At 61.1% G+C, this 21,221-nt stretch carries 21 protein-coding genes and 1 pseudogene; 9 read left to right on the forward strand and 13 right to left on the reverse strand.

Annotation, left to right across the window (positions count from 1 at the left end; translation table 11 throughout):
- Window positions 1–78: 78 nt before the first annotated feature.
- The 3 genes from ASD32_RS27820 to ribH are packed head-to-tail and all read right to left on the reverse strand — an operon-like array spanning window position 79 to window position 2,275.
- Complete coding sequence (locus ASD32_RS27820) at window positions 79–1,314, reverse strand: MFS transporter (protein WP_060641269.1); 1,236 nt, start codon at window positions 1,312–1,314, stop codon at window positions 79–81.
- 8 nt (window positions 1,315–1,322) lie between these two features.
- A complete protein-coding gene (nusB, locus tag ASD32_RS27825) occupies window positions 1,323–1,817 on the reverse strand; it encodes a transcription antitermination factor NusB (protein WP_060641270.1) in 495 nt (164 codons plus the stop codon).
- Window positions 1,814–2,275: a 6,7-dimethyl-8-ribityllumazine synthase gene (gene ribH, locus ASD32_RS27830; protein ID WP_060641271.1), complete on the reverse strand. Its 462-nt coding sequence runs from the start codon at window positions 2,273–2,275 to the stop codon at window positions 1,814–1,816. Before ribH ends, nusB begins: the two co-directional genes overlap by 4 nt.
- Window positions 2,276–2,482: 207 nt before the next feature.
- On the opposite strand from ribH, the gene ASD32_RS27835 reads away from it, so the two are divergent.
- The 3 genes from ASD32_RS27835 (at window position 2,483) to ASD32_RS27845 (ending at window position 5,243) form a co-directional block, all read left to right on the forward strand.
- Window positions 2,483–2,986, forward strand: a complete 504-nt coding sequence (locus tag ASD32_RS27835) for a cupin domain-containing protein (protein ID WP_060641272.1) — start codon at window positions 2,483–2,485, stop codon at window positions 2,984–2,986.
- Window positions 2,987–3,023: 37 nt separating this feature from the next.
- Window positions 3,024–3,542: a GNAT family N-acetyltransferase gene (locus tag ASD32_RS27840; RefSeq protein ID WP_060641273.1), complete on the forward strand. Its 519-nt coding sequence runs from the start codon at window positions 3,024–3,026 to the stop codon at window positions 3,540–3,542.
- Window positions 3,543–3,875: 333 nt separating this feature from the next.
- Window positions 3,876–5,243, forward strand: coding sequence for a calcium-binding protein (locus ASD32_RS27845; RefSeq protein WP_060641274.1), 1,368 nt, complete (start codon window positions 3,876–3,878; stop codon window positions 5,241–5,243).
- Window positions 5,244–5,339: 96 nt separating this feature from the next.
- Here ASD32_RS27845 and ASD32_RS27850 read toward each other — a convergent pair whose 3' ends face one another.
- The 8 genes from ASD32_RS27850 to ASD32_RS27885 all read right to left on the reverse strand — a co-directional run bounded on the left by ASD32_RS27850 (window position 5,340) and on the right by ASD32_RS27885 (window position 12,068).
- On the reverse strand, window positions 5,340–5,960 hold the full coding sequence (locus ASD32_RS27850) for a riboflavin synthase (protein ID WP_060641275.1): 621 nt from the start codon (window positions 5,958–5,960) through the stop codon (window positions 5,340–5,342).
- The gene (gene ribD, locus ASD32_RS27855; protein ID WP_060641276.1) at window positions 5,960–7,072 is read right to left on the reverse strand and encodes a bifunctional diaminohydroxyphosphoribosylaminopyrimidine deaminase/5-amino-6-(5-phosphoribosylamino)uracil reductase RibD; all 1,113 of its coding nucleotides are present in this window, start codon (window positions 7,070–7,072) and stop codon (window positions 5,960–5,962) included. The genes ASD32_RS27850 and ribD overlap by 1 nt, the downstream gene beginning before the upstream one ends.
- 66 nt (window positions 7,073–7,138) lie before the next feature.
- The gene (gene nrdR, locus ASD32_RS27860; RefSeq protein ID WP_037107514.1) at window positions 7,139–7,612 is read right to left on the reverse strand and encodes a transcriptional regulator NrdR; all 474 of its coding nucleotides are present in this window, start codon (window positions 7,610–7,612) and stop codon (window positions 7,139–7,141) included.
- Window positions 7,613–7,639: 27 nt separating this feature from the next.
- Window positions 7,640–8,941, reverse strand: coding sequence for a serine hydroxymethyltransferase (gene glyA / locus ASD32_RS27865; protein ID WP_060641277.1), 1,302 nt, complete (start codon window positions 8,939–8,941; stop codon window positions 7,640–7,642).
- Window positions 8,942–9,112: 171 nt separating this feature from the next.
- On the reverse strand, window positions 9,113–10,438 hold the full coding sequence (locus tag ASD32_RS27870) for a L,D-transpeptidase family protein (RefSeq protein ID WP_060641278.1): 1,326 nt from the start codon (window positions 10,436–10,438) through the stop codon (window positions 9,113–9,115).
- Between the two features lie 96 nt (window positions 10,439–10,534).
- Entirely contained in the window at window positions 10,535–10,837 is a 303-nt protein-coding gene (locus ASD32_RS30500; protein ID WP_060641279.1) for a hypothetical protein, read from the reverse strand.
- 149 nt (window positions 10,838–10,986) lie between these two features.
- Window positions 10,987–11,499, reverse strand: a complete 513-nt coding sequence (locus ASD32_RS27880) for a MarR family winged helix-turn-helix transcriptional regulator (protein ID WP_060641280.1) — start codon at window positions 11,497–11,499, stop codon at window positions 10,987–10,989.
- Window positions 11,500–11,630: 131 nt separating this feature from the next.
- A complete protein-coding gene (locus ASD32_RS27885) occupies window positions 11,631–12,068 on the reverse strand; it encodes a DUF6163 family protein (RefSeq protein ID WP_060641281.1) in 438 nt (145 codons plus the stop codon).
- A 579-nt stretch (window positions 12,069–12,647) separates the two neighbouring features.
- On the opposite strand from ASD32_RS27885, the gene hemB reads away from it, so the two are divergent.
- Window positions 12,648–13,661, forward strand: coding sequence for a porphobilinogen synthase (gene hemB, locus ASD32_RS27890; RefSeq protein WP_060641440.1), 1,014 nt, complete (start codon window positions 12,648–12,650; stop codon window positions 13,659–13,661).
- A gap of 39 nt (window positions 13,662–13,700) precedes the next feature.
- Here hemB and ASD32_RS27895 read toward each other — a convergent pair whose 3' ends face one another.
- The gene (locus tag ASD32_RS27895) at window positions 13,701–15,410 is read right to left on the reverse strand and encodes a GGDEF domain-containing protein (RefSeq protein WP_082546964.1); all 1,710 of its coding nucleotides are present in this window, start codon (window positions 15,408–15,410) and stop codon (window positions 13,701–13,703) included.
- Between the two features lie 288 nt (window positions 15,411–15,698).
- On the opposite strand from ASD32_RS27895, the gene ASD32_RS27900 reads away from it, so the two are divergent.
- From ASD32_RS27900 to ASD32_RS27920, 5 genes and pseudogenes are all read left to right on the forward strand, one after another.
- Window positions 15,699–16,163, forward strand: a complete 465-nt coding sequence (locus ASD32_RS27900; RefSeq protein WP_060641283.1) for an RDD family protein — start codon at window positions 15,699–15,701, stop codon at window positions 16,161–16,163.
- 198 nt (window positions 16,164–16,361) lie between these two features.
- A complete protein-coding gene (locus ASD32_RS27905) occupies window positions 16,362–17,108 on the forward strand; it encodes an arginyltransferase (RefSeq protein ID WP_060641284.1) in 747 nt (248 codons plus the stop codon).
- A 27-nt stretch (window positions 17,109–17,135) separates the two neighbouring features.
- Window positions 17,136–18,005 (forward strand): annotated as a pseudogene (locus tag ASD32_RS27910) (DMT family transporter); the annotation flags it as partial.
- Window positions 18,006–18,108: 103 nt separating this feature from the next.
- Window positions 18,109–18,330: an AbrB/MazE/SpoVT family DNA-binding domain-containing protein gene (locus ASD32_RS27915; protein ID WP_060641285.1), complete on the forward strand. Its 222-nt coding sequence runs from the start codon at window positions 18,109–18,111 to the stop codon at window positions 18,328–18,330.
- Window positions 18,327–18,719, forward strand: coding sequence for a type II toxin-antitoxin system death-on-curing family toxin (locus ASD32_RS27920; protein WP_060641286.1), 393 nt, complete (start codon window positions 18,327–18,329; stop codon window positions 18,717–18,719). The genes ASD32_RS27915 and ASD32_RS27920 overlap by 4 nt, the downstream gene beginning before the upstream one ends.
- Window positions 18,720–18,758: 39 nt before the next feature.
- Here ASD32_RS27920 and parC read toward each other — a convergent pair whose 3' ends face one another.
- The gene (gene parC, locus ASD32_RS27925) at window positions 18,759–21,035 is read right to left on the reverse strand and encodes a DNA topoisomerase IV subunit A (protein ID WP_060641287.1); all 2,277 of its coding nucleotides are present in this window, start codon (window positions 21,033–21,035) and stop codon (window positions 18,759–18,761) included.
- Window positions 21,036–21,221 lie beyond the last annotated feature (186 nt).

Below are 21,221 nucleotides of genomic sequence, written 5' to 3' on the forward strand. Positions count from 1 at the left end.
CATAAAAGGAAAAACCCACGTTTTTCGGTAGGTTGGCGGCGGCTTACCGGTCGGCGATACAACTTTTGGAGATAAATCTCAGGCGGCGCGCCGTCTTTCGGCGGCAAACAGCGAAACGAGCAGCAAAAGGCAGAATGCCGTCACCGGCCAGACGGCGGCGCTCAGCATGTCCCAGCCATAGGCGGTCAGCACCTTGCCGGAGCCGAAGGAGGCAATGGCAACGGCGGTAAACAGGATGATATCGTGAAAACCCTGAACCATGTCGGCCTCCTGCGGCCGGTAGCTGGAGGCGACGATCGCGGTCGAGCCGATGAAGCCGAAGTTCCAGCCGGCGCCCAGCAGGATCAGCGCGCCCCAGAAATTCCACAGCGCAATCCCCGCATGCGCCACCAAAGCGCACGCCATCAGGATGACCAGCCCGGCGGCGACCACCCTCTCCGCCCCGTAGCGGCTGACCAGCATGCCGGTGAAGAAGCTTGGCGCGAACATGGCCAGCACATGCCATTGGATGCCGAGCGTCGCGAGGTCCTGCGAGAAGCCGCAACCGACCACCATGGCGATCGGCGCTCCGGTCATCATGAAGGTCATCAGCGCATAGGTGGAGATGCCGCAAATCATGCCGGTGAGAAAACGCTGCGTCAGAACGATCTCGCGCAACGGGCGCACCGGCCCCAGGGATAGCGCGCCTGCGGCAGGGCGCTGATCCGGCAAACGCAGAAATGCTAAAATGGCGATTGCGGCAAGACAGGTGGGAACCAGCGCAATGAAAGCGCCGGCAAAGAAGACCGGTGCCAGCGCGTCCCTGGTGAGGATGACGAGTTGCGGGCCCAGCACCGCCGAAACCATGCCGCCCGCCAGAATCCAGGAGATTGCCCGTGGTTTGTAGAACGAAGGCGACGCATCGGCAGCGGCGAAGCGCAGTTTCTGGGTGAAGCCGCCGGCGATGCCACAGATGCAGAAACCGAGCGCCAAAAGCCAGAAATCGCTTTGAAACAGCGCATAGGCGGCCATCAGGCCGCCCCCGGCCCCTAGAAGCGCACCAGTCATGAAGGCTGCCTTGCGGCCCAGAAACCGGGACATGGCCGCGACGAAGATCGCGCCGAGCGCCACGCCGACATTGAACCCGGTCAGCGGTGCCGTCGCCAGCGACTTGTCCTCGCCGAGCAATTGGTAGCCGGCAACCCCGCCGACGGAAAAGACGATGGGGCCGATGGTGCCGAGAATGGCTTGCGCTGCCGTCAGCAGATAGACATTGCGGCGGGCACCGCGCAGGTCATGATCTATGCCCTGCCCTTCGCCTGCCTCATCTGTCATCGCGACGCTTACTTCTTGACGTCGGTTCTGATCGTGCGGGCGATCCGGTCGAGCACGGCGTTGACGAGCTTGGGCTCATCATCTTCGAAGAACGCCTTGGCGATCTCGACATATTCGGTGACGATCACGGCGACCGGAACATCCTTGCGTTCGCGCAGCTCGAACGTACCGGCGCGCAGGATGGCGCGAACGGTCGAATCGAGACGCGACAGGGCCCAGTCGTCCTGAAGGGCGGTGCCGATCAGCGGATCGAGCAGGCGCTGGTCGCGCACGACGCCGGCAACGATCGAGCGGAACCAGGAGGCATCCGCCTTCAGATAGGTATCGCCGTCGATCTCCTGGCCGAGACGATGGGTCTCGTATTCGGCGACGATCTCCAGAACGCCGGTTCCGCCGACATCCATCTGGTAGAGCGCCTGAACGGCGGCAAGACGCGCCGCCCCACGCTGGTTTGCCTGCTTGATCGGCTGCTCGGCCGGCGGATTGGTCGGAGTATCGCTCACTGCTCGCCGCCCAGCTTGATCTTCAGGTCGATCATGGTGAGCGCCGCGCGGGCCGCAAAGCCGCCCTTGTCGCCTTCGCTCTTCTTGGCGCGGGCCCAGGCCTGCGCGTCGTTTTCGACGGTCAGGATCCCGTTGCCGATGGCCAGGCTTTCGCTGACGGTCAGATCCATCAGCGCGCGCGAGGATTCGTTTGAGACGATGTCGAAATGGTAGGTCTCGCCACGGATGACCATGCCGAGCGCGACGAAACCGTCATACTCGGTGCCGCCATTGTCGATGCCATCCAAAGCCATGGCGATTGCCGCCGGAATTTCGAGTGCACCTGGAACGGTCACGACGTCATAGGTCGCGCCGGCTTCCTTCAGCGCCGATGTGGCGCCATCGAGCAATGCGTCGGCCATATCGTCATAGAAACGCGCTTCCACAATCAGAATATGTGGTTTTTCGGTATCTGACATTTGTCACCTGTCTGAAATTGGGGGCCGGACATCTCCAGCGCAGGCGGCGGTCAAATCACGCCGGAGCCCGGTTGGCAAGCAATTTTCGCGGCCCTGGCCGATTTGAGCGGGCGGGCACGCATGGTTGCAGCCGATAATACCGCAATTGCCGCCATCTTTTCAACCTGATGGCATCTCTATAGAGGTTTTGTCGAGGTGGAGAAAAACATGACAAAGATGCAGAAACCCGTCGTCAATCCGGCGGAGCTTACGCTTGAACATTCGCAAAACGGCACGTTCTTTGAATCCCGTGACGCATCTTTCGGGGTGCAACTCGGCCTCCAGGACCTCGGCATCGGCTATAGCGAGGTGCCGCCGGGAAAATCCAGCTGCCCGTTCCACAATCACCATATCGAGGAAGAGCTGTTCGTCATCGTCAGCGGGCAAGGCGAGTACCGCTTTGGCGCCAACCGCTATCCGGTCAAGCCCGGCGACGTGCTGGGAGCACCGGCCGGCGGCCCGGAGACCGCCCATCACCTGATCAATACCGGCACCGTCCCGCTGACCTATCTGTCCATTTCGGCCAACGCCAAGGCTGAAATCGTCGAATATCCGGATTCCGGCAAGTTCCTCGCCAAGTCGCGCGCCACGCCCGGCGGCAAGCCCGTCTTCCGCTTTGTCGGGCGCGCCGACAGCGCAACAGATTACTGGGACGGCGAGCCAGGAATCTGATCAAATACCGGCATCGCCATTTCACACGGACCTTCCCATGCACAGCGTCCCTACCATTGAAACAGAACGCCTGATCCTGCGTCCCTACCGCCGCGACGACTTTACACCCTATGCCGCGCTTTTCGCCGATCCCGAAGTCACGCGCTTTATCGGCGGCGTGCCGTTTTCGCGCGAGCAGGCCTGGACCCGCTTCCTGCGCCAGGTCGGCATGTGGCACTATTTCGGCTTCGGCTTTCTGGCCCTGCAGGACCGCGAAACCGGCCAGTTCATCGGCGAGGCCGGTTTTCACGATGTCCATCGCAGCATCACGCCCTCGCTCGAAGGCACGATGGAAACCGGCTGGGCGCTCTCGCCGCGCTCACACGGCCATGGACTGGCGACCGAGGCCGTCAGCGCAGCGATGAAATGGGGCGACCAGCAATTTCCGTCGCTGAAGAAGACCTGCATCATCGATATCAGCAACCGCGCCTCACTCCGAGTGGCCTCGAAGCTGAATTTTAGGGAAACCGGCCGCACGACCTATCACGGGGCGAATGTGGTCATGCTGGAACGCTGATCCGCCGGTTACGCAGACACCACAATGAACGGCAGACCTCCCGCGTGCCCGCACGCCACGAGCCGGGCCACCTTTCCGTCATCCCAAGATCGAGCCGCAGCATCCGGCAGCGCCGAAATGAGAAGGCTGCAGTACCGAGGAAGGCGTAGGGCAGCCGACCTTTCCTGCGGCTGCAATGTGCTATTTTCAAAGCCTGTCACACTGCCGAAGTTCCGCTGATTGGAGCATCTCCGCGAGGTTGAAGCGGCACCGCAGGGGCTTCGTTTGCGCATCCCGGTCAACGTGGGGGCGTCAAGAGGTGGAATGACTGCCAGTTTACGTTCGGGAACCAACATGGCGAATATCAAAGTATATAGCGGCTTCGGTTTTGACATCCGCGACACCGATTTCAGCGAAATCCTCGCTGCGGTATCCTACACCAGCAATGCCACCAGCTTTATTGCTAACTATGCGATGGGCCGGGAAGAATTCTTCGGCACCGGCTTTGTTTACGACAGAATGGGCGGACCCACCGGCGGCACCGTCAGCAGCTTTTCCACCTGGTATCAGGCCACGCAGGCCTTCCTCGTCAGCGGCATCAATGTGTCCCTCGCCGGAATTTTTGCAGCGGCCAATACAGCCTCCACCACCGACGATCTCAACCTCATTGCCGGCGCCCTGACCGGAGCCGACCGGTTCGACGGCGGCGATGGTGCCGATTACGTCATGCTGTTCGGCGGCAATGACGTGGCGACTGGCAACGATGGCAATGACATCCTGTTCGGAGGCGCCGGAAACGACACTTTGAGCGGTGGCAATGGCGCCGACTGGCTGAGCGGCGACGCCGGTGCCGACAAGCTTGATGGCGGTGCCGGCATCGACACTGCATCCTATGCGACGGCAACGAAGGGCGTGACGGCAAGCCTTGCCAATGCGGCTATCAATACCGCAGATGCCAAGGGCGACACCTATGTCTCGATCGAAAACCTGGACGGTTCGCGCTTTGCCGACAAGCTCTACGGCAACGCTCTTGCCAACCAATTGTCCGGTGGGGCTGGCAACGATCTCCTGTCCGGCGGTGCCGGTGCCGATATCCTGATCGGCGGCGCGGGCGGCGACAGGCTCGACGGCGGCGCAGGCGCAGATACCGCATCCTATTTGGGCGCGACGGCCCGCGTCGTGGCGAGCCTTGCCAATGCGGCCGGCAATACCGGCGACGCAAAGGGTGATGTCTATGTGTCCATCGAGAACCTGAGCGGCACGGCCTTTGCCGACAAGCTCTCTGGCAATGCCGGCGCCAATATTTTGTCCGGCGCGGCGGGCAACGATGTCCTGTCGGGCAATGGCGGCAACGACACGCTGTATGGCGGCCTCGGCGCCGACACTCTGACAGGCGGCGCAGGTGCGGATACGTTCGTGTTCAAGTCTCTCCCGGAGACAACGGTGGCTGCAGGCGGCCGCGATACGATCCTGGACTTTTCCGGCACCGGCGGCGACCGGATCAACCTGTCCGCCATCGATGCCAATTCCCTTCTATCCGGTGACCAGGCATTCACCTTCATCGGGACGGCGGCGTTCAGCGGTAAGGCGGGCGAGCTGAAATACAGCAAGCAGGCATCCGACACCTATATTTACGGCGATACGAATGGCGACGGGAAAGCCGACTTTGCCATCCATCTGGATGATGCGGTCGTTCTGACGAAGGGCTATTTCATCCTGTGAACTGGAGCACGGGATGCATACGGCAGATTTTGCCCACCGCATGCATCGTCCAAGGGATCGCCTTTCGATTGCAGCAGATATCTGCGGCGCAGGCTACTACTCGGCCTTCGGTGCCGGGAATTCCGCCAGCCGGGCCGCGTAGCGTGCCATCGTATCGACTTCGAAATTGACGAAATCGCCAGCCTTGCGCTGACCCCAGGTCGTCACATCCAGCGAATGCCGGATCAGCAACACGTCGAAATCCGTTCCATTGACGGCATTGACCGTCAGCGACGTACCGTCCAGAGCGATGGAACCCTTCGGGGCCACGAATTTTGCCAGATGATCGGGTGCGCGCAGACGAAAACGCGTCGCCTCGCCTTCCGTCTCGACGGAGAGGATTTCGGCCTTGCCATCGACATGACCGGAGACCAGATGGCCGCCCAGTTCATCGCCGATCTTCAGCGAGCGTTCCAGGTTGATCTTCTGGCTGGCCGTCCAACTTGAAATCGTGGTCAGCCGCAGCGCCTCTTCCCAGGCCTCGACCTCGAACCAGCGGCCGTTTGCGCCGTCTTCCGGCAGCGTGGTGACCGTCAGGCAGACGCCGGAACAGGCGATCGAGGCGCCGATGTCGATGCCCTTGGGATCATAGGCCGTGGCGATGCGCAGCTTGATGCCCTCATCCAGCGGCGTAATGGTTTCGACTGTGCCGATATCGGTGATAATGCCGGTAAACATCAGAGCGTTCTTTCGTATTCATAGGTGTCGAGCAGGTCGTCGCCGAACGTGTCTGTACGCCGGTGGACGAAGCCCACCGGGATCAGCTTGCGGTCAAGTGGGGATGGCACCCCCTGTTCGCCAAGGGTCAGCGGTGCGGTAAACAGAAGAATCCGGTCAACCAGCCCGTCATTGAGGAATTGCTGCGCCGTGCGCGCGCCGCCTTCGACCAGAAGCGAGGATATGCCGCGCGTGGCAAGCGCCGCAAGCAGATCGGCCGGCGCCTTCGGGTCACAGACCACGACCTCGACACCGGCTGCCTCCAATTCCTGCTGGCGCTCGAGAAAGGCGACCGAGCCGTCGCTTTCGCCGGTGACGATCAGGACCGGGACGGTGCGTGCCGTTGTTGCCAGCTTGGAGGTCACGGGCAGGTTGAGATCGCCGTCGATGACGATGCGCAGCGGCGAGCGATGCTCCAGCCCCGCAATCCGCGTGGTCAGTTCCGGGTCGTCGGCAATGGCGGTGCCGATACCCACAAGGATCGCATCGGTTTCCGATCGCAGCCGGTGCACGATGTCACGGGCGGGAGCGCCGGTAATGCTCACCTGCCCCTGCCCCTTGATACCGATCATGCCATCGGCGGAAACGGCAAGTTTCAGAGTCACATACGGCCGGTTGTTGCGCTTGCGCATGAGGTAGCCCTCAAGCTCGCGCTCGCCCTCTTCCTCCAGCACGCCAGTGACGACTTCGATACCGGCATCGCGCAGCTTTTCCAGACCGTGTCCGCAGACACGTTCATCCGGATCGACGACGGACACGACGACACGGGCAATGCCGGCGGCAATCAGGGCATCGGCGCAGGGCGGCGTCTTGCCGTGGTGGGAACAGGGTTCGAGCGTCACATAGGCCGTTGCGCCGCGTGCGGCCTCGCCGGCGGCGGCAAGCGCCTGCGTCTCGGCATGCGGCCTGCCGCCAATGGCCGTCACCGCGCTGCCAACGATCTTGGCGCCTTCGCCATCGTTGCGGACGATGACGCAGCCGACGGACGGATTGGAACCGGTGGCACCCAGATGCTGGTGTGCCAGGCGCAGTGCCTCGGCCATAAAACGCTCGTCGTCAGCCAGTTCCGTCATGTCGATGCCATCCCTCACCCTGCAAACGTCAAACGCCGCCCTTTCGGGCGGCGCAAGTCCTTGGCGTCAGGCGCCGGGATCACGTGCGATCTTGGCGCTGATCTCGGCAATGACCTTCTCGAAATCGTCCGCATGCGAGAAATCGCGATAGACCGAGGCGTAGCGGACGAAGGCGACGTCATCGAGCCCCTTCAAGGCCTCGAGCACCTGCAGGCCGATTTCCTCGGACGGAATTTCCGTCTCGCCGGAGCTTTCCAGCCGCCGGACGATGCCGGACACCGCCCGCTCGATGCGGTCACGATCGATCGGCCGCTTGCGCAGCGCGATCTCGAACGACCGCAGCAGCTTGTCGCGGTCGAACGGCGCCTTGCGGCCGGTCTTCTTCAGGATCATCAGCTCGCGGAGCTGCACCCTTTCGAAGGTCGTGAAGCGGCCGCCGCAATCCGGGCAGATGCGCCGGCGGCGGATGGCGGCGCCATCCTCCGCAGGGCGGCTGTCCTTCACCTGGCTGTCTTCCGATCCGCAATAGGGGCAGCGCATTCGAGCTCCTTCATCAGAGGTCGTCGATTACAGGTAGGGATACATCGGGAAACGGTCGGTCAGCTTGACAACCTTTTCACGCACACCGGCTTCGACCACCGCATTGCCTTCATCGGAATTGGCGACCTTCAGACCATCGAGAACCTCGACGATCAGGTTGCCGATTTCGCGGAAATCGGCTTCCTTGAAACCGCGCGTCGTACCGGCCGGCGTGCCGAGACGGACGCCGGAGGTGACGAACGGCTTTTCTGGATCGAACGGGATACCGTTCTTGTTGCAGGTGACATAGGCGCGGCCAAGAGCTGCCTCGGCGCGCTTGCCGGTGGCGTTCTTTTTGCGCAGGTCGACCAGCATGAGATGGTTGTCGGTGCCGCCCGAAACGATATCGAGGCCACCGGCAACCAGCGTTTCCGACAATGCCTTGGCGTTCTTGACGATCTGGGCTGCATAATCCTGGAATTCCGGCTGCAGCGCTTCGCCGAGCGCCACGGCCTTGGCGGCGATGACATGCATCAGCGGGCCGCCCTGCAGGCCGGGGAAGACGGCCGAGTTGAACTTCTTTGCCAGATCCTCGTCATTGGTGAGGATCATGCCGCCGCGCGGGCCGCGCAGCGATTTGTGCGTGGTGGTGGTGGCAACATGGCAATGCGGGAATGGTGACGGATGCTGATTGCCGGCAACCAGGCCTGCAATATGGGCCATATCGACCATCAGATAGGCGCCGACTTCATCGGCGATCTCGCGGAAACGCTTCCAGTCCCAGATGCGGGAATAGGCCGTGCCGCCGGCGATGATCAGCTTGGGCTTGTGCGTGCGGGCCGATTCGGCCACCGCGTCCATATCCAGGAGGTTGTCGCCTTCGCGCACGCCGTAGGACACGACGTTGAACCACTTGCCGGACATGTTGACCGGCGAACCATGCGTCAGGTGGCCGCCCGAGTTGAGGTCGAGACCCATGAACGTGTCGCCCGGCTGAAGCAGCGCCAGGAACACGGCCTGGTTCATCTGCGAGCCGGAATTCGGCTGGACGTTGGCGAAATTGACGCCGAACAGCTTCTTGGCGCGCTCGATGGCGAGCTCTTCGGCGATATCGACGAACTGGCAGCCGCCGTAATAGCGCTTGCCCGGATAACCTTCCGCATATTTGTTGGTCATGATCGAGCCCTGGGCTTCGAGCACGGCGCGCGAAACGATATTTTCGGACGCAATCAGTTCGATCTCATGGCGCTGGCGGCCCAGCTCCTTTTCGATCGCACCGAAAATATCCGGATCGGTGTCGGCCAGCGAACGGCTGAAGAAAACATCGGGGTTGACGACGGAAGCGCTCATTCTCAAAGCTCCTTAAGAGGCGGTGGCACGGTGTTTACCGTCCTCGCATGGCAAGGGCAATACGGGCTGTGCGATTTGCGCCATTTCCCCCATTCGCCGCGCCCGGCAGGCAAAGAAAAGGCCGCGCCCCTGTCAAAGGAACGCGGCCTGTCTCGATGTCGGCAGATAAGGTTATTGCGGCAGGTTGTCGCGCTCGACGGAGCCTGCCGCTTGCTCGATGCCGGTCGTGGTCTGCAGCGCCAGTTCCTGCTCGCCATCCATCTCGTAGATATCGTCGCGGAACTGCACGACGCCGTCGGTTGCAGCCCAGGCAGTGATATATTTGAAATAGACGGGCACTTCGACCGCAAGCTTGATCGGGGAGTTCTGCCCCGCGCGGATCGTTGCCTCGATCTGCTGGCGCGACCAGCCGGGCGTGTCGCGCAGCAGCCAGGTCGTCAGGTCGCGGACGTTCTGGACGCGCACGCAACCCGAGCTTTCGAACCGGGCGAGCTTGTTGAACAGGCCCTGTTGCGGCGTGTCGTGCATATATTCGTTGTTCGGATTGTGGAAGTTGATCTTCGTGGACGCCATGGCGTTGGTCTTGCCGGGGTCCTGGCGGAAGGTCAGGTTCGGTGCCTTCTCGGCATTCCAGTCGATCGTTTCAGGCGCAACCTCGTTGCCCTTGCCGTCGATGAGACGGATCGAATTCTTCTTCAGATATTCCGGATCCTTGCGCATCAAAGGAACGATGTCCTTTTCGACGATCGAACGCGGCGATGTCCAGTAGGGGTTGAGGATAACCTCATAGATCTTCGAGTTGATGATGTGCGTCTGGCGGCTGATCCGGCCGACAACGGCAGTGTGGCGCGTCGCAACGCGGCCATTTTCGACGGCTTCGATATAGGCGGCTGGAATATTGACCAGCACGTAGCGTTCGCCCAGATCACCCGACATCGACTGCAGGCGCACGATATTGGTATTCAGCTGGCCGAGCCGCACATCGGCAGCAATGTTCAGCGCCTTCACCGAATATTCGCCGAGCACGCCGTCGGACGGCAGGCCGTGACGGGCCTGGAAGCGCTTGACCGCGCCATCGACATAGCTGTCGAAGGAATTGGAAATACCGGCGGAACGCGGCAAATCGCCCGAAATGATCAACCGCTGGCGCAGGGCCTGTACGGAGGGATCGGAGACGCCCATTTCCAGGCGAACCGGCGAATTGACCTGCGGCCAGCCGCCGGCCGAGACGATCTGCTGATACTGGCCGATGGCGTTCTGGGTGTTGGCGAGCGTATCCATGCCGAAGATCGGTGTGTTGGACACGACGGCCGTGGCGGAGCGCGAAGCCTTGGCATCGAACTGGTCGTCCCAGGTGCCGCGGCGCGGCGCATTGATGATGTCGTCGAGCGCGTCCTGCGCCAAAGCGCCGCCGGCCCATGTTGCAGCGCCGAAAGCTGCTACCGAACCAAGGAAGCCGCGGCGCGAAAGTGCATCAATTCCGGTTTTCTTCGACATGTTTCCTACCATTCAAATGCTGCTACGCAAACCGCAGAGCTATCACGAACACGGTTAACAAACGTAAACTGTGACCTGCAGTTTCCTGCCCGCCGTTCACATTTGTGAGATGACGAACGCAAAGAGCGGCCAATCGCCGATCAGCGACAGAAGCAACGCAAAACCCGCATTCTCTGGCATCGTCGCTGTCATAGTAATATGGCCGATTCGTGTCACCGGCAGGCAGCAGCGGACTTCGCTGCATCGGCCGTTTGCCGGCGCGGCATTCGGGAGACACTGCCCGCCGCGCTCGCTTGACGTGAAACGGTGGCAAGACGCCATGCCGTTTTCTGTCGATAACAGATGGATAAAGGGAATATCGGGCTTAAAGGTGCTGCCGGATCGGCCGGAGGCCGCCAAGGGCAATGATGTGCAGCACCCCGGAGAGCAAAGCTTCAATCCGGGCGATGGCATCGGTTCATCAAGGTGGCGCCTGCCACCCTGTCCGCTTCTCGTCCTGCGGCCGCAAAGCCGCAGGAGAGCAGAAACAGCAGTCAGGAAGTCATTGCTTAGAGCTTGTACAACATGGTGTCGTTCCAGAAGCGGTCGAGGCGCTGCAGGAGCTTGTTCATCTGGCCGAACTCATCGGTGCCGATGCCGCCGACCTTCTGGATAGAGCCGATATGGCGTTCATAGAGCTTGGCAACCGTTTCGGCGATCTCCTGGCCCTCGTCGGTCAGGCTGATGCGGACCGAGCGGCGATCGACGCGCGAGCGCTGGTGATTGATGAAGCCGAGATCAACCAGCTTTTTAACATTGTAGGATACGTTGGAGCCGAGATAGTAACCGCGCGAACGCAGTTCACCGGCGGTCAGTTCCGAATTGCCGATGTTGAAGAGGAGAAGCGCCTGGACGGCGTTGACGTCGGAGCGGCCCGAGCGGTCGAATTCGTCCTTGACGACGTCGAGCAGGCGGCGGTGAAGACGCTCAACCAGGTGAAGGGATTCCATGTAGAGCGAACGGATCGCATCTTCGTGGGGATCTTTGACGGTAACGGCCTGCGGTTTCATTTTGGTGTTCATGATGACTGCCTCACTGTTTTGTTTGGCGGTGTATGTTTCTCTTCCCGCCTTGAGGTAGACACTATCGAATACGTATAAAATTCTACTTAAACACCAGCCTTAACAGCGCCTTACTATCCACAGCCTTTGTCTCAGGGTAAATCAATTCTTGCGGCCTTGGCCAGGCGGGCCCGCTGATGCAGGATCGCGGCCCGGAAAAGCACGAAGGTGACGGCCACTGCGGCATGCAGAATGACGATCAGCGGCTTGGCCCCGAAAATCTGCGGATAGACCTTGAACATGACGATTTCCGCGCCTGCTGCCACCACCCAGATCACCGGCCCCCAGGACACCAGAAGCCACAATCCCAGCGCCGCCACGGGATAAATGACGGCCAGCGCCGTCGCTGCCACCCGCCACGGAACCGGCAACAGATCAAACCGCCCGCCGCCGCCAAACGAAAAGCCGATCAGCATCGCCCAGTAGTTCAGCCCGAACCAGAAACAAGACACCGCCACCAGCCGCAGGAAAAATCCGAACAGTGTTTCGGTCAGCGACAATTTGGGGATTTTGACAGAATCAAGGGCCATGGCGGCGAAGATAGGCCGCAGGCAGGCGCTTTGCCAGACGGATATTTTTGAACTCTATGGCTGCCGTCCCTCTCTCAAAAAAGTCTGCGGCATTTAACAAAGTTAATTGTAAGAAGACCCTCATTGAGAAAAAAATCCCACACCCGGCCGCTTGGCAGTCTGACCGGGCACGCCAGAACTTGATATTTGGCCTCCCCCCGGGGGAGGCCTTTTTTGGCTGCTGAGCATCCCTACGTTCATAACCCTGGCACCCCAGAGGAAGCCGCACACTCCCTCTTCTCCCCAGCGGGGAGAAGGTGGCCCGCAGGGCCGGATGAGGGGGCCACACGCACATTCATAGAAAACATGAACCCACAAAACTAAGGCAACTGCGCCCGAAGACTTCAAGTTTGTGCCGTACCGCCCCCTCATCCGCCCTTCGGGCACCTTCTCCCCGCTGGGGAGAAGAGGGAGCGTTATATCGTCCTCGAGGGCAGGGTAAACGGCAAGGATGAAACGCCGCACCCCAATTATTTTCCTTTGCGCATCGCCCATGATAAACCGCGACGAGATAGGACCAAGCTGACGAAAGACGATATCATGACCGACAAGACCCATGCCGTGGATCTCATCACCGGCCACCGCCGCATGCGCCGCAACCGCAAGGCCGACTGGACCCGCCGGATGGTGCAAGAAAACCGGTTGACGGTGGATGATCTGATCTGGCCGATCTTTGTTGTTCCCGGCACGAATATCGTCGAGCCGATCGCGGCCATGCCCGGCGTCAACCGGATGAGCATCGACAAGGCCGTGGAGGCGGCAAAGCTGGCTGCCGATCTCGGCATCCCTGCCCTTGCGACCTTTCCGAATGTCGATATTTCGCTGCGCGACGATACCGGCTCCAACAGCCTTGCCGAGAACAACCTGATCAACGAGACGACGCGGGCCATCAAGAAGGCCGTGCCCGATATCGGCGTCATCACCGATGTGGCGCTCGATCCCTTCACCAGCCATGGCCATGACGGCATCCTGCGCGACGGCGAAATCGTCAATGACGAGACGGTGGCGCAGATCGCCATCGCCGCCGTGATGCAGGCCGATGCCGGCGCCGACATCATCGCACCGTCAGACATGATGGATGGCCGCATCGGCGCCATCCGCCGTGCGCTGGATGCGGCAGGCCACCAGAATGTCGGCATCATGGCCTATGCCACCAAGTTCGCCTCCGCCTTCTACGGCCCCTACCGCGAGGCGATCGGCACCAGCGGCCTGCTCAAGGGCGACAAGAAGACCTATTATATCGATCCCGCCAACGGCACCGAGGCGATGCGCGATGCGGCGCTCGATGTCGAGGAAGGTGCCGACATGCTGATGGTCAAGCCGGGCCTGCCGTATCTCGATATCTGCTGGCGGATGAAGGAAAGCTTCGGACTGCCGGTCTTTGCCTATCAGGTCTCCGGCGAATATGCGCAGATCAAGGCCGCTGCCGCCAATGGCTGGATCGACGGCGAACGCGTCATGCTCGAAACCCTGCTTGCCTTCAAGCGTGCCGGCTGCGACGGCATTCTCAGCTATTTCGCTGTCGATGTGGCCCGCATTCTCGCCAAGCGGTAACGCCGCTGCCACCGATCTGCTTAAAAACGTAGCGTGCCGTCAGTTCGCCGTGCGAAAAATGCGGACCCGGTTGCGGCCGGCATCCTTGGCCCGATAAAGGGCGGCGTCGGCCTGGACGAGAATGTCGCTCCAGGTCCGGCCGGTGCCATCCGCCACGCCAAAACTTGCCGTCACGATCAGCATTGTGCCATCGGGTGCTTTCAGCGGGCTTTTCTCCAGCGCCATCCTGAGCTTGCGGGCACCCCAGGCGGCCTCGGCCAGCGAGCCGGCGGCCAAAAGGATGGCAAACTCTTCACCACCGAAACGGGCGGCATAACCGGAGCTTTGCGTGGACTGGCGCATCAAATCGGCGATGGCGCGCAAGACGAGATCGCCGAACGGGTGGCCGTGGCGGTCGTTGATCGACTTGAAGTGGTCGATATCCAGCAGGATGAGGTAGCGCGCCCTGCCCGTCTCCATCTTGGCCGCATGGTTCTCCAGCGCACGGCGGTTGAGAAGACCCGTCAGCCCGTCGGTTGCAGCGAGGATTTCGAGCTTGCGGGTCAGCACCGCCCGTTCGCCGAGCCGTTGTCCCAGAATGCCGATGGCGCTGTAGAGCCGCATGATTTCCGGGACTTCGCCAGTTGCCGCCGCAAGATCGGCGGGGCGCTCTTCGGCCAGCGCGATGACGGCTTGCGCCCCTTTCAGCAAGGGCCGCAGGATGTAGATCTGGACGGCCGCGACGAGACCGAGAACCAGCAGCAAAAGCACGGCCGTTGCCAGTCCGCTGCGATAGAGTGCCAATAGCGCCTGCCGCTCGCCGGCCTCGAACTCGGCGACGATCTCGGCCAGATAGAATTTTCTCAACTCTTCCAGCGGCTGCATCAGCATGACGTAACGCTGCGTGAAGGCCGCGCCATCCGTCGAGAAACGGCCACTGCGGCTGCCGAGGGCCATCTGCTCATCGATCAGCGCCATGCCCAAGCGCATGAAGATTTCTTCCACCTCCTGACGCTTCAGCCGGATCAGGTCCGATACCGGCGACGCAGAGCGCGGCCCGACCAGATCCCAGGCTTCGAGCAGCCTGCCGCGCGCGGCATTGCTGGCGGCGATGTCCTGCGGCGTCAACGCGGTCCCCGCCGCCATCGGCGCAATCATATAGGAGCCCAGACGCCCGGCATATTCGCGCAGATCGCTCAGCGCGATGCCCTGAACGACGATGGCGGCGAGATCGGGATCACGCATCAGGATCTGGCCGCTCTGCCATTCGATGATCCGCCGGTAGGAATCTCTGGCCGCAAACATGGCGCCAATGGCCGCGTGGATTTCCTCGTACCGGCGGCCTTGGCGCGGCTGCCTCAGGATCGCGTCGATCAGCCCGCGCGCGGATGTCAGCCGGGCGCGCACACCATCGATCATCACATCCGGCATATCGCGCCGTTTCAGCTCATCCAGCGCTGCGTTGGTATTCTCGACGGTCTGCTTCCATTTCGACAGCGCGTCGGCCCGCTCGGCATCTCCAGCGGTCATCAACGTATTTGCCGGCCCTCTTTCTGCGGATATGAGGTTTGCCGCATCGAAAATGGCCGTGAACTGGCGCATGTTTTCCGCACCGGCTTGGGCGTTGCGGAAGGCATCGACGGAGTCCGATATGGTCGAGGTGGCGAGCAGAAGTGTGCAGATAATGGCCAAAACCGCCATGAACCAGAGACGGCCGCGAAGCCCACCAAGCCGGCCACTATCGCTATAACTATGGAATTTGAGGGGCATGTGAAGGAACCATTGAACTGCGCAAGTCACTGATGCTATTCGACAAACGGGAGAGAAGACAATGCTTTTTATGAGGGTGAGCGTCCCAGTTTTGCCGTGCTGGGCCGTCGCACAAAGACCATCGACAAGGATGGCTGAGAGACCGTGATGAGGGGTTGCATCAATGCTGGCGGCTCAAAAGCCAAAGGCTGATGCCGGCGCACTCTCCTTGGCCATATATCTGGCCGCCCATGGATTTGCATTTTTGCTGCCACTTCCCATATCAGGGGAAGAACTGGAGAAACGGACATGAGCGTGCAGGACGAAAACCTTCGAATTCCGAGCAATGACTGGCGCGCCTATCAGGGCGTGCTCAGCCGCCGCGTCATGGCGTTCATCATCGACTATGCCATCGTCGCGCTGTTGTGGATTCCCGCGGCCGTGATCGTCTTCTTTCTCGGCATCCTGACGTTCGGCCTCGGCTTCTTCCTGTATCCGGTGCTGTTTGCCGGTCTGGCCATGCTCTATTTCGGCGTGACGGTCGGCGGCCCCAAGCAGGCATCGCCGGGCATGAACATGATGGGCCTGGCCATTGCCCGCACCGACGGCAGACCGATGGATTTTCTGACGGCCATCGTTCATCTGGTGATCTTCTGGATCGGCAATGCCATTCTCACGCCGCTGGTGCTGCTTGTCGGCCTTTTCACCGATCGCGGCCGCCTCTTGCATGACCTCTTGATCGGCACGGTCACCGTGCGCCGCGACGCCTATTGATTCGGCGGCATATGATCTTTTATCGGCCTGCGGCAGAGTGCGTTGCGTCATTCCGCCGCTGTCGCTGAACTGATCACCTGAAAATGACAGGCTTGCGACACCCTGACGCGACGGTTCAAAAAGTCGCGATTGACCTTTTCTAATCTTGCGCCATGCTAATGTTTTCCGAGCGGCCAAGAAGAGCGATCTCCGCAGCATATGAACACGCAAACGACACCGTCTCCGCAATTCTACCTGACCGCACCGGCGACCTGCCCGTATCTGCCGCAGGAGATGGAGCGGAAGGTGTTTACCCATATGGTGGGCGAGCGGGCGCCTGAGCTCAACGATCTCCTCACCCAGGGCGGGTTCCGCCGGTCACAGAATATCGCCTACCGGCCGGCCTGCGAAAGCTGCCGGGCCTGCGTTTCCGTGCGCATCGTCGCCGGCGAATTCACGCCAACCCGCTCGATGCGGCGCATTATGGCGCTGAACACGGACGTGGTTTCGACCGAATATCCGGCAGAGCCCTCCAGCGAGCAGTACAGCCTGTTTCGCCGCTATCTCGATCATCGCCACCAGAAGGGCGGCATGTCCGACATGTCGGTGCTGGACTACGCGATGATGGTCGAGGATACCCATGTCAACACCAAGATCATCGAGTACCGCCTGAAGGTCGAAGGCGACGGGATCGGCTTGGCGAAGGGTCCACTGATTTCGGCAGCGCTGACCGACAAGATGGGCGATGGGCTGTCGATGGTCTATTCCTATTTCGACCCGGATTTCGCCGATCGTTCGCTCGGCACGTTCATGATTCTCGATCATATCCGCAAAGTGAAGGAACGCGGCCTGCCGCACGTTTATCTTGGCTATTGGGTCAAGGGATCGCGCAAAATGGACTATAAAACAAAGTTTCTGCCGCAGGAGCACCTTATGGCCCAGGGCTGGGAGCGCTATACAGAGTAAAGCGCAGCCACCGGACAGGACGAAATCTTGAGTGAAGCCATCGATGCCGCCCATCACCGCCGCGGACTTCTCATCACCGGGCTTGGCGGCCTTGCCCTTTCCTTCGACATTCCGCTGATCCGCTCCGCCGATGGCGAAGTGTGGTCGCTGCTGGCCGTGCGCAGTCTTTGCACCTTTACCGTTGCGCTGGTCGCCTGGGCCGTGCTCAACAAAGTCCTCGGCCGGAAGATCGCGCTCGTTCCGGGCAAGGCGGGACTGCTTGCCGGATTGTTTTACGGCCTTGGATCCTTCACCTTCCTGTTGTCCGTCTTCAATACCGCGACCGCCAATGTCGTCTTCATCGTCGCCTTCACCTCGATGTTCGCTGCCATCCTGTCCTGGATCTTCCTCAAGGAGCGTCCGTCCAACGCCACGCTGGTGACCATGGCCGTGATGGTGTTCGGCGTCGGGCTGATCGTTCAGGACGGCTTGAAGAGCGGCAATTTCTTCGGCGATGCGATGGCGGTCTGCTCGGCGCTGATGCTGGCCTGCGCCATCACCGTCAGCCGCGCCAGCGGCAAGGACATGGGCCTGGTGCCGCTTGCAACCGCGATCTTCCCCGCCATCATCGGCTACCTCCTGTCGCCAGCCGAAGGCCTTGCCATCGCCCATCCCGGCTGGATCGTCTTCGACGGCCTGATCATGATCCCGCTCGCCTTCTTCTGTCTCGCCACTGGCCCGCGCCACCTATCGGCCCCGGAGGTCGGCATGTTCTATCTGCTCGAAACCATCCTTGCGCCGCTCTGGATCTGGATCGTCTTCCTGGAAGTCCCCACATCCCAGACACTCGTCGGCGGCGCCGTGCTGATCCTGGCGCTGGTCGGGCATTCCGTCTGGCAGATGCGGAAGAAATCGGCCGTGGATGCCGTGACCGAATTTCCGTTTACGGGGTCACGTTCACAGGCAATTGCTGAAACGCAAAACCAATGTTATAACACGATTATAACATTGGAGTTTTGCCATGAACATCACCATCCGCAAGATCGGCAATTCCGAGGGCGTCATCATCCCGAAGGAGGTGCTTGACCGCCTGGGGCTGAAGGCCGGCGACGAGTTTGAATTGAAGGAAACGGGAAATACTCTTGAACTGGCGCCCCAGAAGGACGATCTCGCAGAACAACTGCGGGCAGCCAGGATTGGCATGAAGAAATATCACGTCGCGCTGCGTGAACTGGCGAAATGACCTCCGTCAAGTGGCTGTCTCGCGAAGCTATCGAGATCATTCACCACGAACAGATGGTGGAACACGGCGGCTTGCCGGGCCTCAAGGATGCAAATGCGCTTGAGTCCGCGTTGGCGCGTCCGGTGAACAAGGCGGCCTATGGCGAGGACGATATCCATGTCCTCGCCGCCGCTTATCTTTACGGCATCGTGCGAAACAACGGCTTTTCCGACGGCAACAAAAGGACTGGCTGGCTCGCAGCGTTTACCTTCCTGCTGATCAATGGCCTTTTGATCGAAACGGAACAGGCCGATGTTATCGCCTTCGTTCTATCCGTTGCCGCCGGAGAGATTGACGAGGCCGGTACCGCGCGTTTCCTGCGGGATCACACCGTTCCCTGTGATTTCTGAAGGTTGGGCTATTGAACCACCCAACCGCCCGCACATCCATCACCCCGTAAACTTACCGCTTCTCGGAAACCCCTTCGGCACGGCCCTGCCCGCTGTGGCGCGGTCGCCGATCCATTCGAGCAGTTCGTCCTTGTTCTTGGTAAAGCTGCGGCCGGCGCTGTCGGCCCAGGTGAGGCCGTCGGCGATGGCAAAGCAGCGCATGTCCGAGACGCCGCCATCCTTGTAGCGCTGCAGGCGCACACCCTTGCCACGGCTCATTTCCGGGATCTGCACCAGCGGGAAGACCAGCATCTTGCGGTTTTCGCCGACGATGGCGACGTGATCGCCCTTGACCGGGATGACCAGCTTGGTCTCATCCGGCATGGCGACGTTCATGATCTGCTTGCCCTTGCGGGTATTGGCGGCCATGTCGCCTTCCACGACCACGAAACCATTGCCGGCTGCCGACGAGATCAGCAGTTTGCGCGCGGGATCGTGGACGAAGGCGGTCAGCACGTCCTGGTCGTTTTCCATATCGACGATGATGCGCAGCGGTTCGCCGTGCCCGCGTCCGCCCGGCAGCTTGTCGCCGCCCAGCGTATAGGCCTTGCCGCCGGTGGTGACGACGAGGATGCGGTCGGTGGTCGAGGCCGGGAATGACAGTTTCAGCCCGTCGCCTTCCTTGAACTGCAGCGTCGAGACATCGGAAATATGGCCCTTCAGCGCGCGGATCCAGCCCTTTTCGGAGATGACGACGGTGATCGGTTCCTTCTCGATCATCGCCTGCTGGATCGCCTCCAGATCGGCTTCCGGCGCATTGGAGAACAGCGTGCGGCGGCGGCCGATCTCGGTGGCCTTGGCGAATTTCTTCTTCACCTCGCCGATTTCCCAGGCAACGGTCTGCCACTGCTTTTCGTCGGACGCCAGCAGCGTCTCGATTTCCGCCTTTTCCTTCGACAGCGATTCGAATTCGGTGCGGATCTCGAACTCTTCCAGCTTGCGCAGGGAGCGCAGGCGCATGTTGAGGATCGATTCGGCCTGCAGGTCGGTGAGCGTGAAGCGCACCATCAAAGCGGGCTTGGGCTCGTCCTCCTCGCGGATGATGCGGATCACCTCGTCGAGGTTGAGATAGGCGATCAGGTAGCCGCCGAGGATTTCCAGGCGCCGGTCGATCGCCGCCAGCCGGAAGCGCGAGCGGCGCTGCAGCACCTCGCGGCGATGATCCAGCCATTCCAGCAGGACCTCGTTCAGCGCCATCACCTTGGGAACGCGGCCCATGGACAGCACGTTCATGTTGAGCGGAATGCGGTTTTCCAGTTCCGACAGCTTGAACAGCGATTCCATCAGGATCGTCGGATCGACCGAACGGCTCTTCGGCACCAGCACGAGCCGGACATCCTCCGCCGATTCGTCGCGTACGTCTTCGAGCAGCGGCAGCTTGCGGGCGATCAGCAGTTCGGCGATCTTTTCGATCAGCCGCGACTTCTGCACCTGGAAGGGAATTTCGGTGATGATGATCTGGTAGCCGCCGCGGACGGTGTCTTCAACTTCCCACTTGGCACGGACACGAAAGCCGCCACGGCCGGTCTTGTAGGCCTCGATGATGCTCTCGCGGCTGTCGATGATGATGCCGCCGGTCGGAAGGTCCGGACCTTCGATGCCGCCCCGCTCCGGATTGTTCGGATCGAGCATCAGGTCTTCGATTGTCGCGCCCGGGTTCTTGATCAGGTGCAGGGCTGCGTCGCAAAGTTCGTGGGCGTTGTGCGGCGGGATCGAGGTCGCCATGCCGACGGCAATGCCGGAGGCGCCGTTCGCCAGAAGGTTCGGGAACGCGCCGGGCATGACGACCGGCTCCTGATCTTCCTCGTTATAGGTCGGGCGAAAATCCACCGCATCCTGGTCGATACCTTCGAGCAGAAGGCTCGCCACATCCGTCATGCGGGCTTCTGTGTACCGGTATGCGGCCGCACTGTCGCCGTCGATATTGCCGAAATTGCCCTGGCCATCGACGATCGGATAGCGCTGCGAGAAATCCTGGGCGAGCCGCACCAGCGCATCATAGACCGACTGGTCGCCATGCGGATGGAACTTACCGATGACGTCACCGACAATACGGGCGCATTTCTTGAACGAGGAATTGGAGCGCAGCCCCATTTCGCTCATTGCGTGGATGATGCGGCGGTGGACCGGCTTCAAGCCGTCGCGCACGTCCGGCAAGGCCCGGTGCATGATGGTCGACAGCGCATAGGCAAGATAGCGCTCTTCCAGCGCCGCCTTGAGGTCAACCGGCAGAATATGATCGTCTCCGCCCGACGGCGGCAAAAGGCTCTGTCCCATGGTTTCTTGCTACCGCAACAAACCCTGAACGGCAAGGATTGCAGGGCATTGCGCTGTGGAGAACCCGCGCAGCAGCGCGCTTGTGTGGCCTCAGGGCAAAAGCCTGAAAATTCCGTGTTTGACACGCAAGGCGACGGCAGAAGCAGGAATGACCGAATCAACACTTGCAGACCCTTGCCGCAACGG

This window comes from Rhizobium sp. Root483D2 (assembly GCF_001426685.1).
Taxonomy (GTDB): domain Bacteria; phylum Pseudomonadota; class Alphaproteobacteria; order Rhizobiales; family Rhizobiaceae; genus Pararhizobium; species Pararhizobium qamdonense.

Excerpts from the sequence above, each read along its gene's own strand:
- ASD32_RS27820 (WP_060641269.1), bottom strand. The coding sequence starts at position 1,314 with ATGACAGATGAGGCAGGCGAAGGGCAGGGCATAGATCATGACCTGCGC.
- ribH (WP_060641271.1), bottom strand. The coding sequence starts at position 2,275 with ATGTCAGATACCGAAAAACCACATATTCTGATTGTGGAAGCGCGTTTC.
- ASD32_RS27835 (WP_060641272.1), top strand. The coding sequence starts at position 2,483 with ATGACAAAGATGCAGAAACCCGTCGTCAATCCGGCGGAGCTTACGCTT.
- ASD32_RS27840 (WP_060641273.1), top strand. The coding sequence starts at position 3,024 with ATGCACAGCGTCCCTACCATTGAAACAGAACGCCTGATCCTGCGTCCC.
- ASD32_RS27845 (WP_060641274.1), top strand. The coding sequence starts at position 3,876 with ATGGCGAATATCAAAGTATATAGCGGCTTCGGTTTTGACATCCGCGAC.
- ASD32_RS27850 (WP_060641275.1), bottom strand. The coding sequence starts at position 5,960 with ATGTTTACCGGCATTATCACCGATATCGGCACAGTCGAAACCATTACG.
- ribD (WP_060641276.1), bottom strand. The coding sequence starts at position 7,072 with ATGACGGAACTGGCTGACGACGAGCGTTTTATGGCCGAGGCACTGCGC.
- nrdR (WP_037107514.1), bottom strand. The coding sequence starts at position 7,612 with ATGCGCTGCCCCTATTGCGGATCGGAAGACAGCCAGGTGAAGGACAGC.
- glyA (WP_060641277.1), bottom strand. The coding sequence starts at position 8,941 with ATGAGCGCTTCCGTCGTCAACCCCGATGTTTTCTTCAGCCGTTCGCTG.
- ASD32_RS27870 (WP_060641278.1), bottom strand. The coding sequence starts at position 10,438 with ATGTCGAAGAAAACCGGAATTGATGCACTTTCGCGCCGCGGCTTCCTT.
- ASD32_RS27880 (WP_060641280.1), bottom strand. The coding sequence starts at position 11,499 with ATGAACACCAAAATGAAACCGCAGGCCGTTACCGTCAAAGATCCCCAC.
- ASD32_RS27885 (WP_060641281.1), bottom strand. The coding sequence starts at position 12,068 with ATGGCCCTTGATTCTGTCAAAATCCCCAAATTGTCGCTGACCGAAACA.
- hemB (WP_060641440.1), top strand. The coding sequence starts at position 12,648 with ATGACCGACAAGACCCATGCCGTGGATCTCATCACCGGCCACCGCCGC.
- ASD32_RS27895 (WP_082546964.1), bottom strand. The coding sequence starts at position 15,410 with ATGCCCCTCAAATTCCATAGTTATAGCGATAGTGGCCGGCTTGGTGGG.
- ASD32_RS27900 (WP_060641283.1), top strand. The coding sequence starts at position 15,699 with ATGAGCGTGCAGGACGAAAACCTTCGAATTCCGAGCAATGACTGGCGC.
- ASD32_RS27905 (WP_060641284.1), top strand. The coding sequence starts at position 16,362 with ATGAACACGCAAACGACACCGTCTCCGCAATTCTACCTGACCGCACCG.
- ASD32_RS27915 (WP_060641285.1), top strand. The coding sequence starts at position 18,109 with ATGAACATCACCATCCGCAAGATCGGCAATTCCGAGGGCGTCATCATC.
- ASD32_RS27920 (WP_060641286.1), top strand. The coding sequence starts at position 18,327 with ATGACCTCCGTCAAGTGGCTGTCTCGCGAAGCTATCGAGATCATTCAC.
- parC (WP_060641287.1), bottom strand. The coding sequence starts at position 21,035 with ATGGGACAGAGCCTTTTGCCGCCGTCGGGCGGAGACGATCATATTCTG.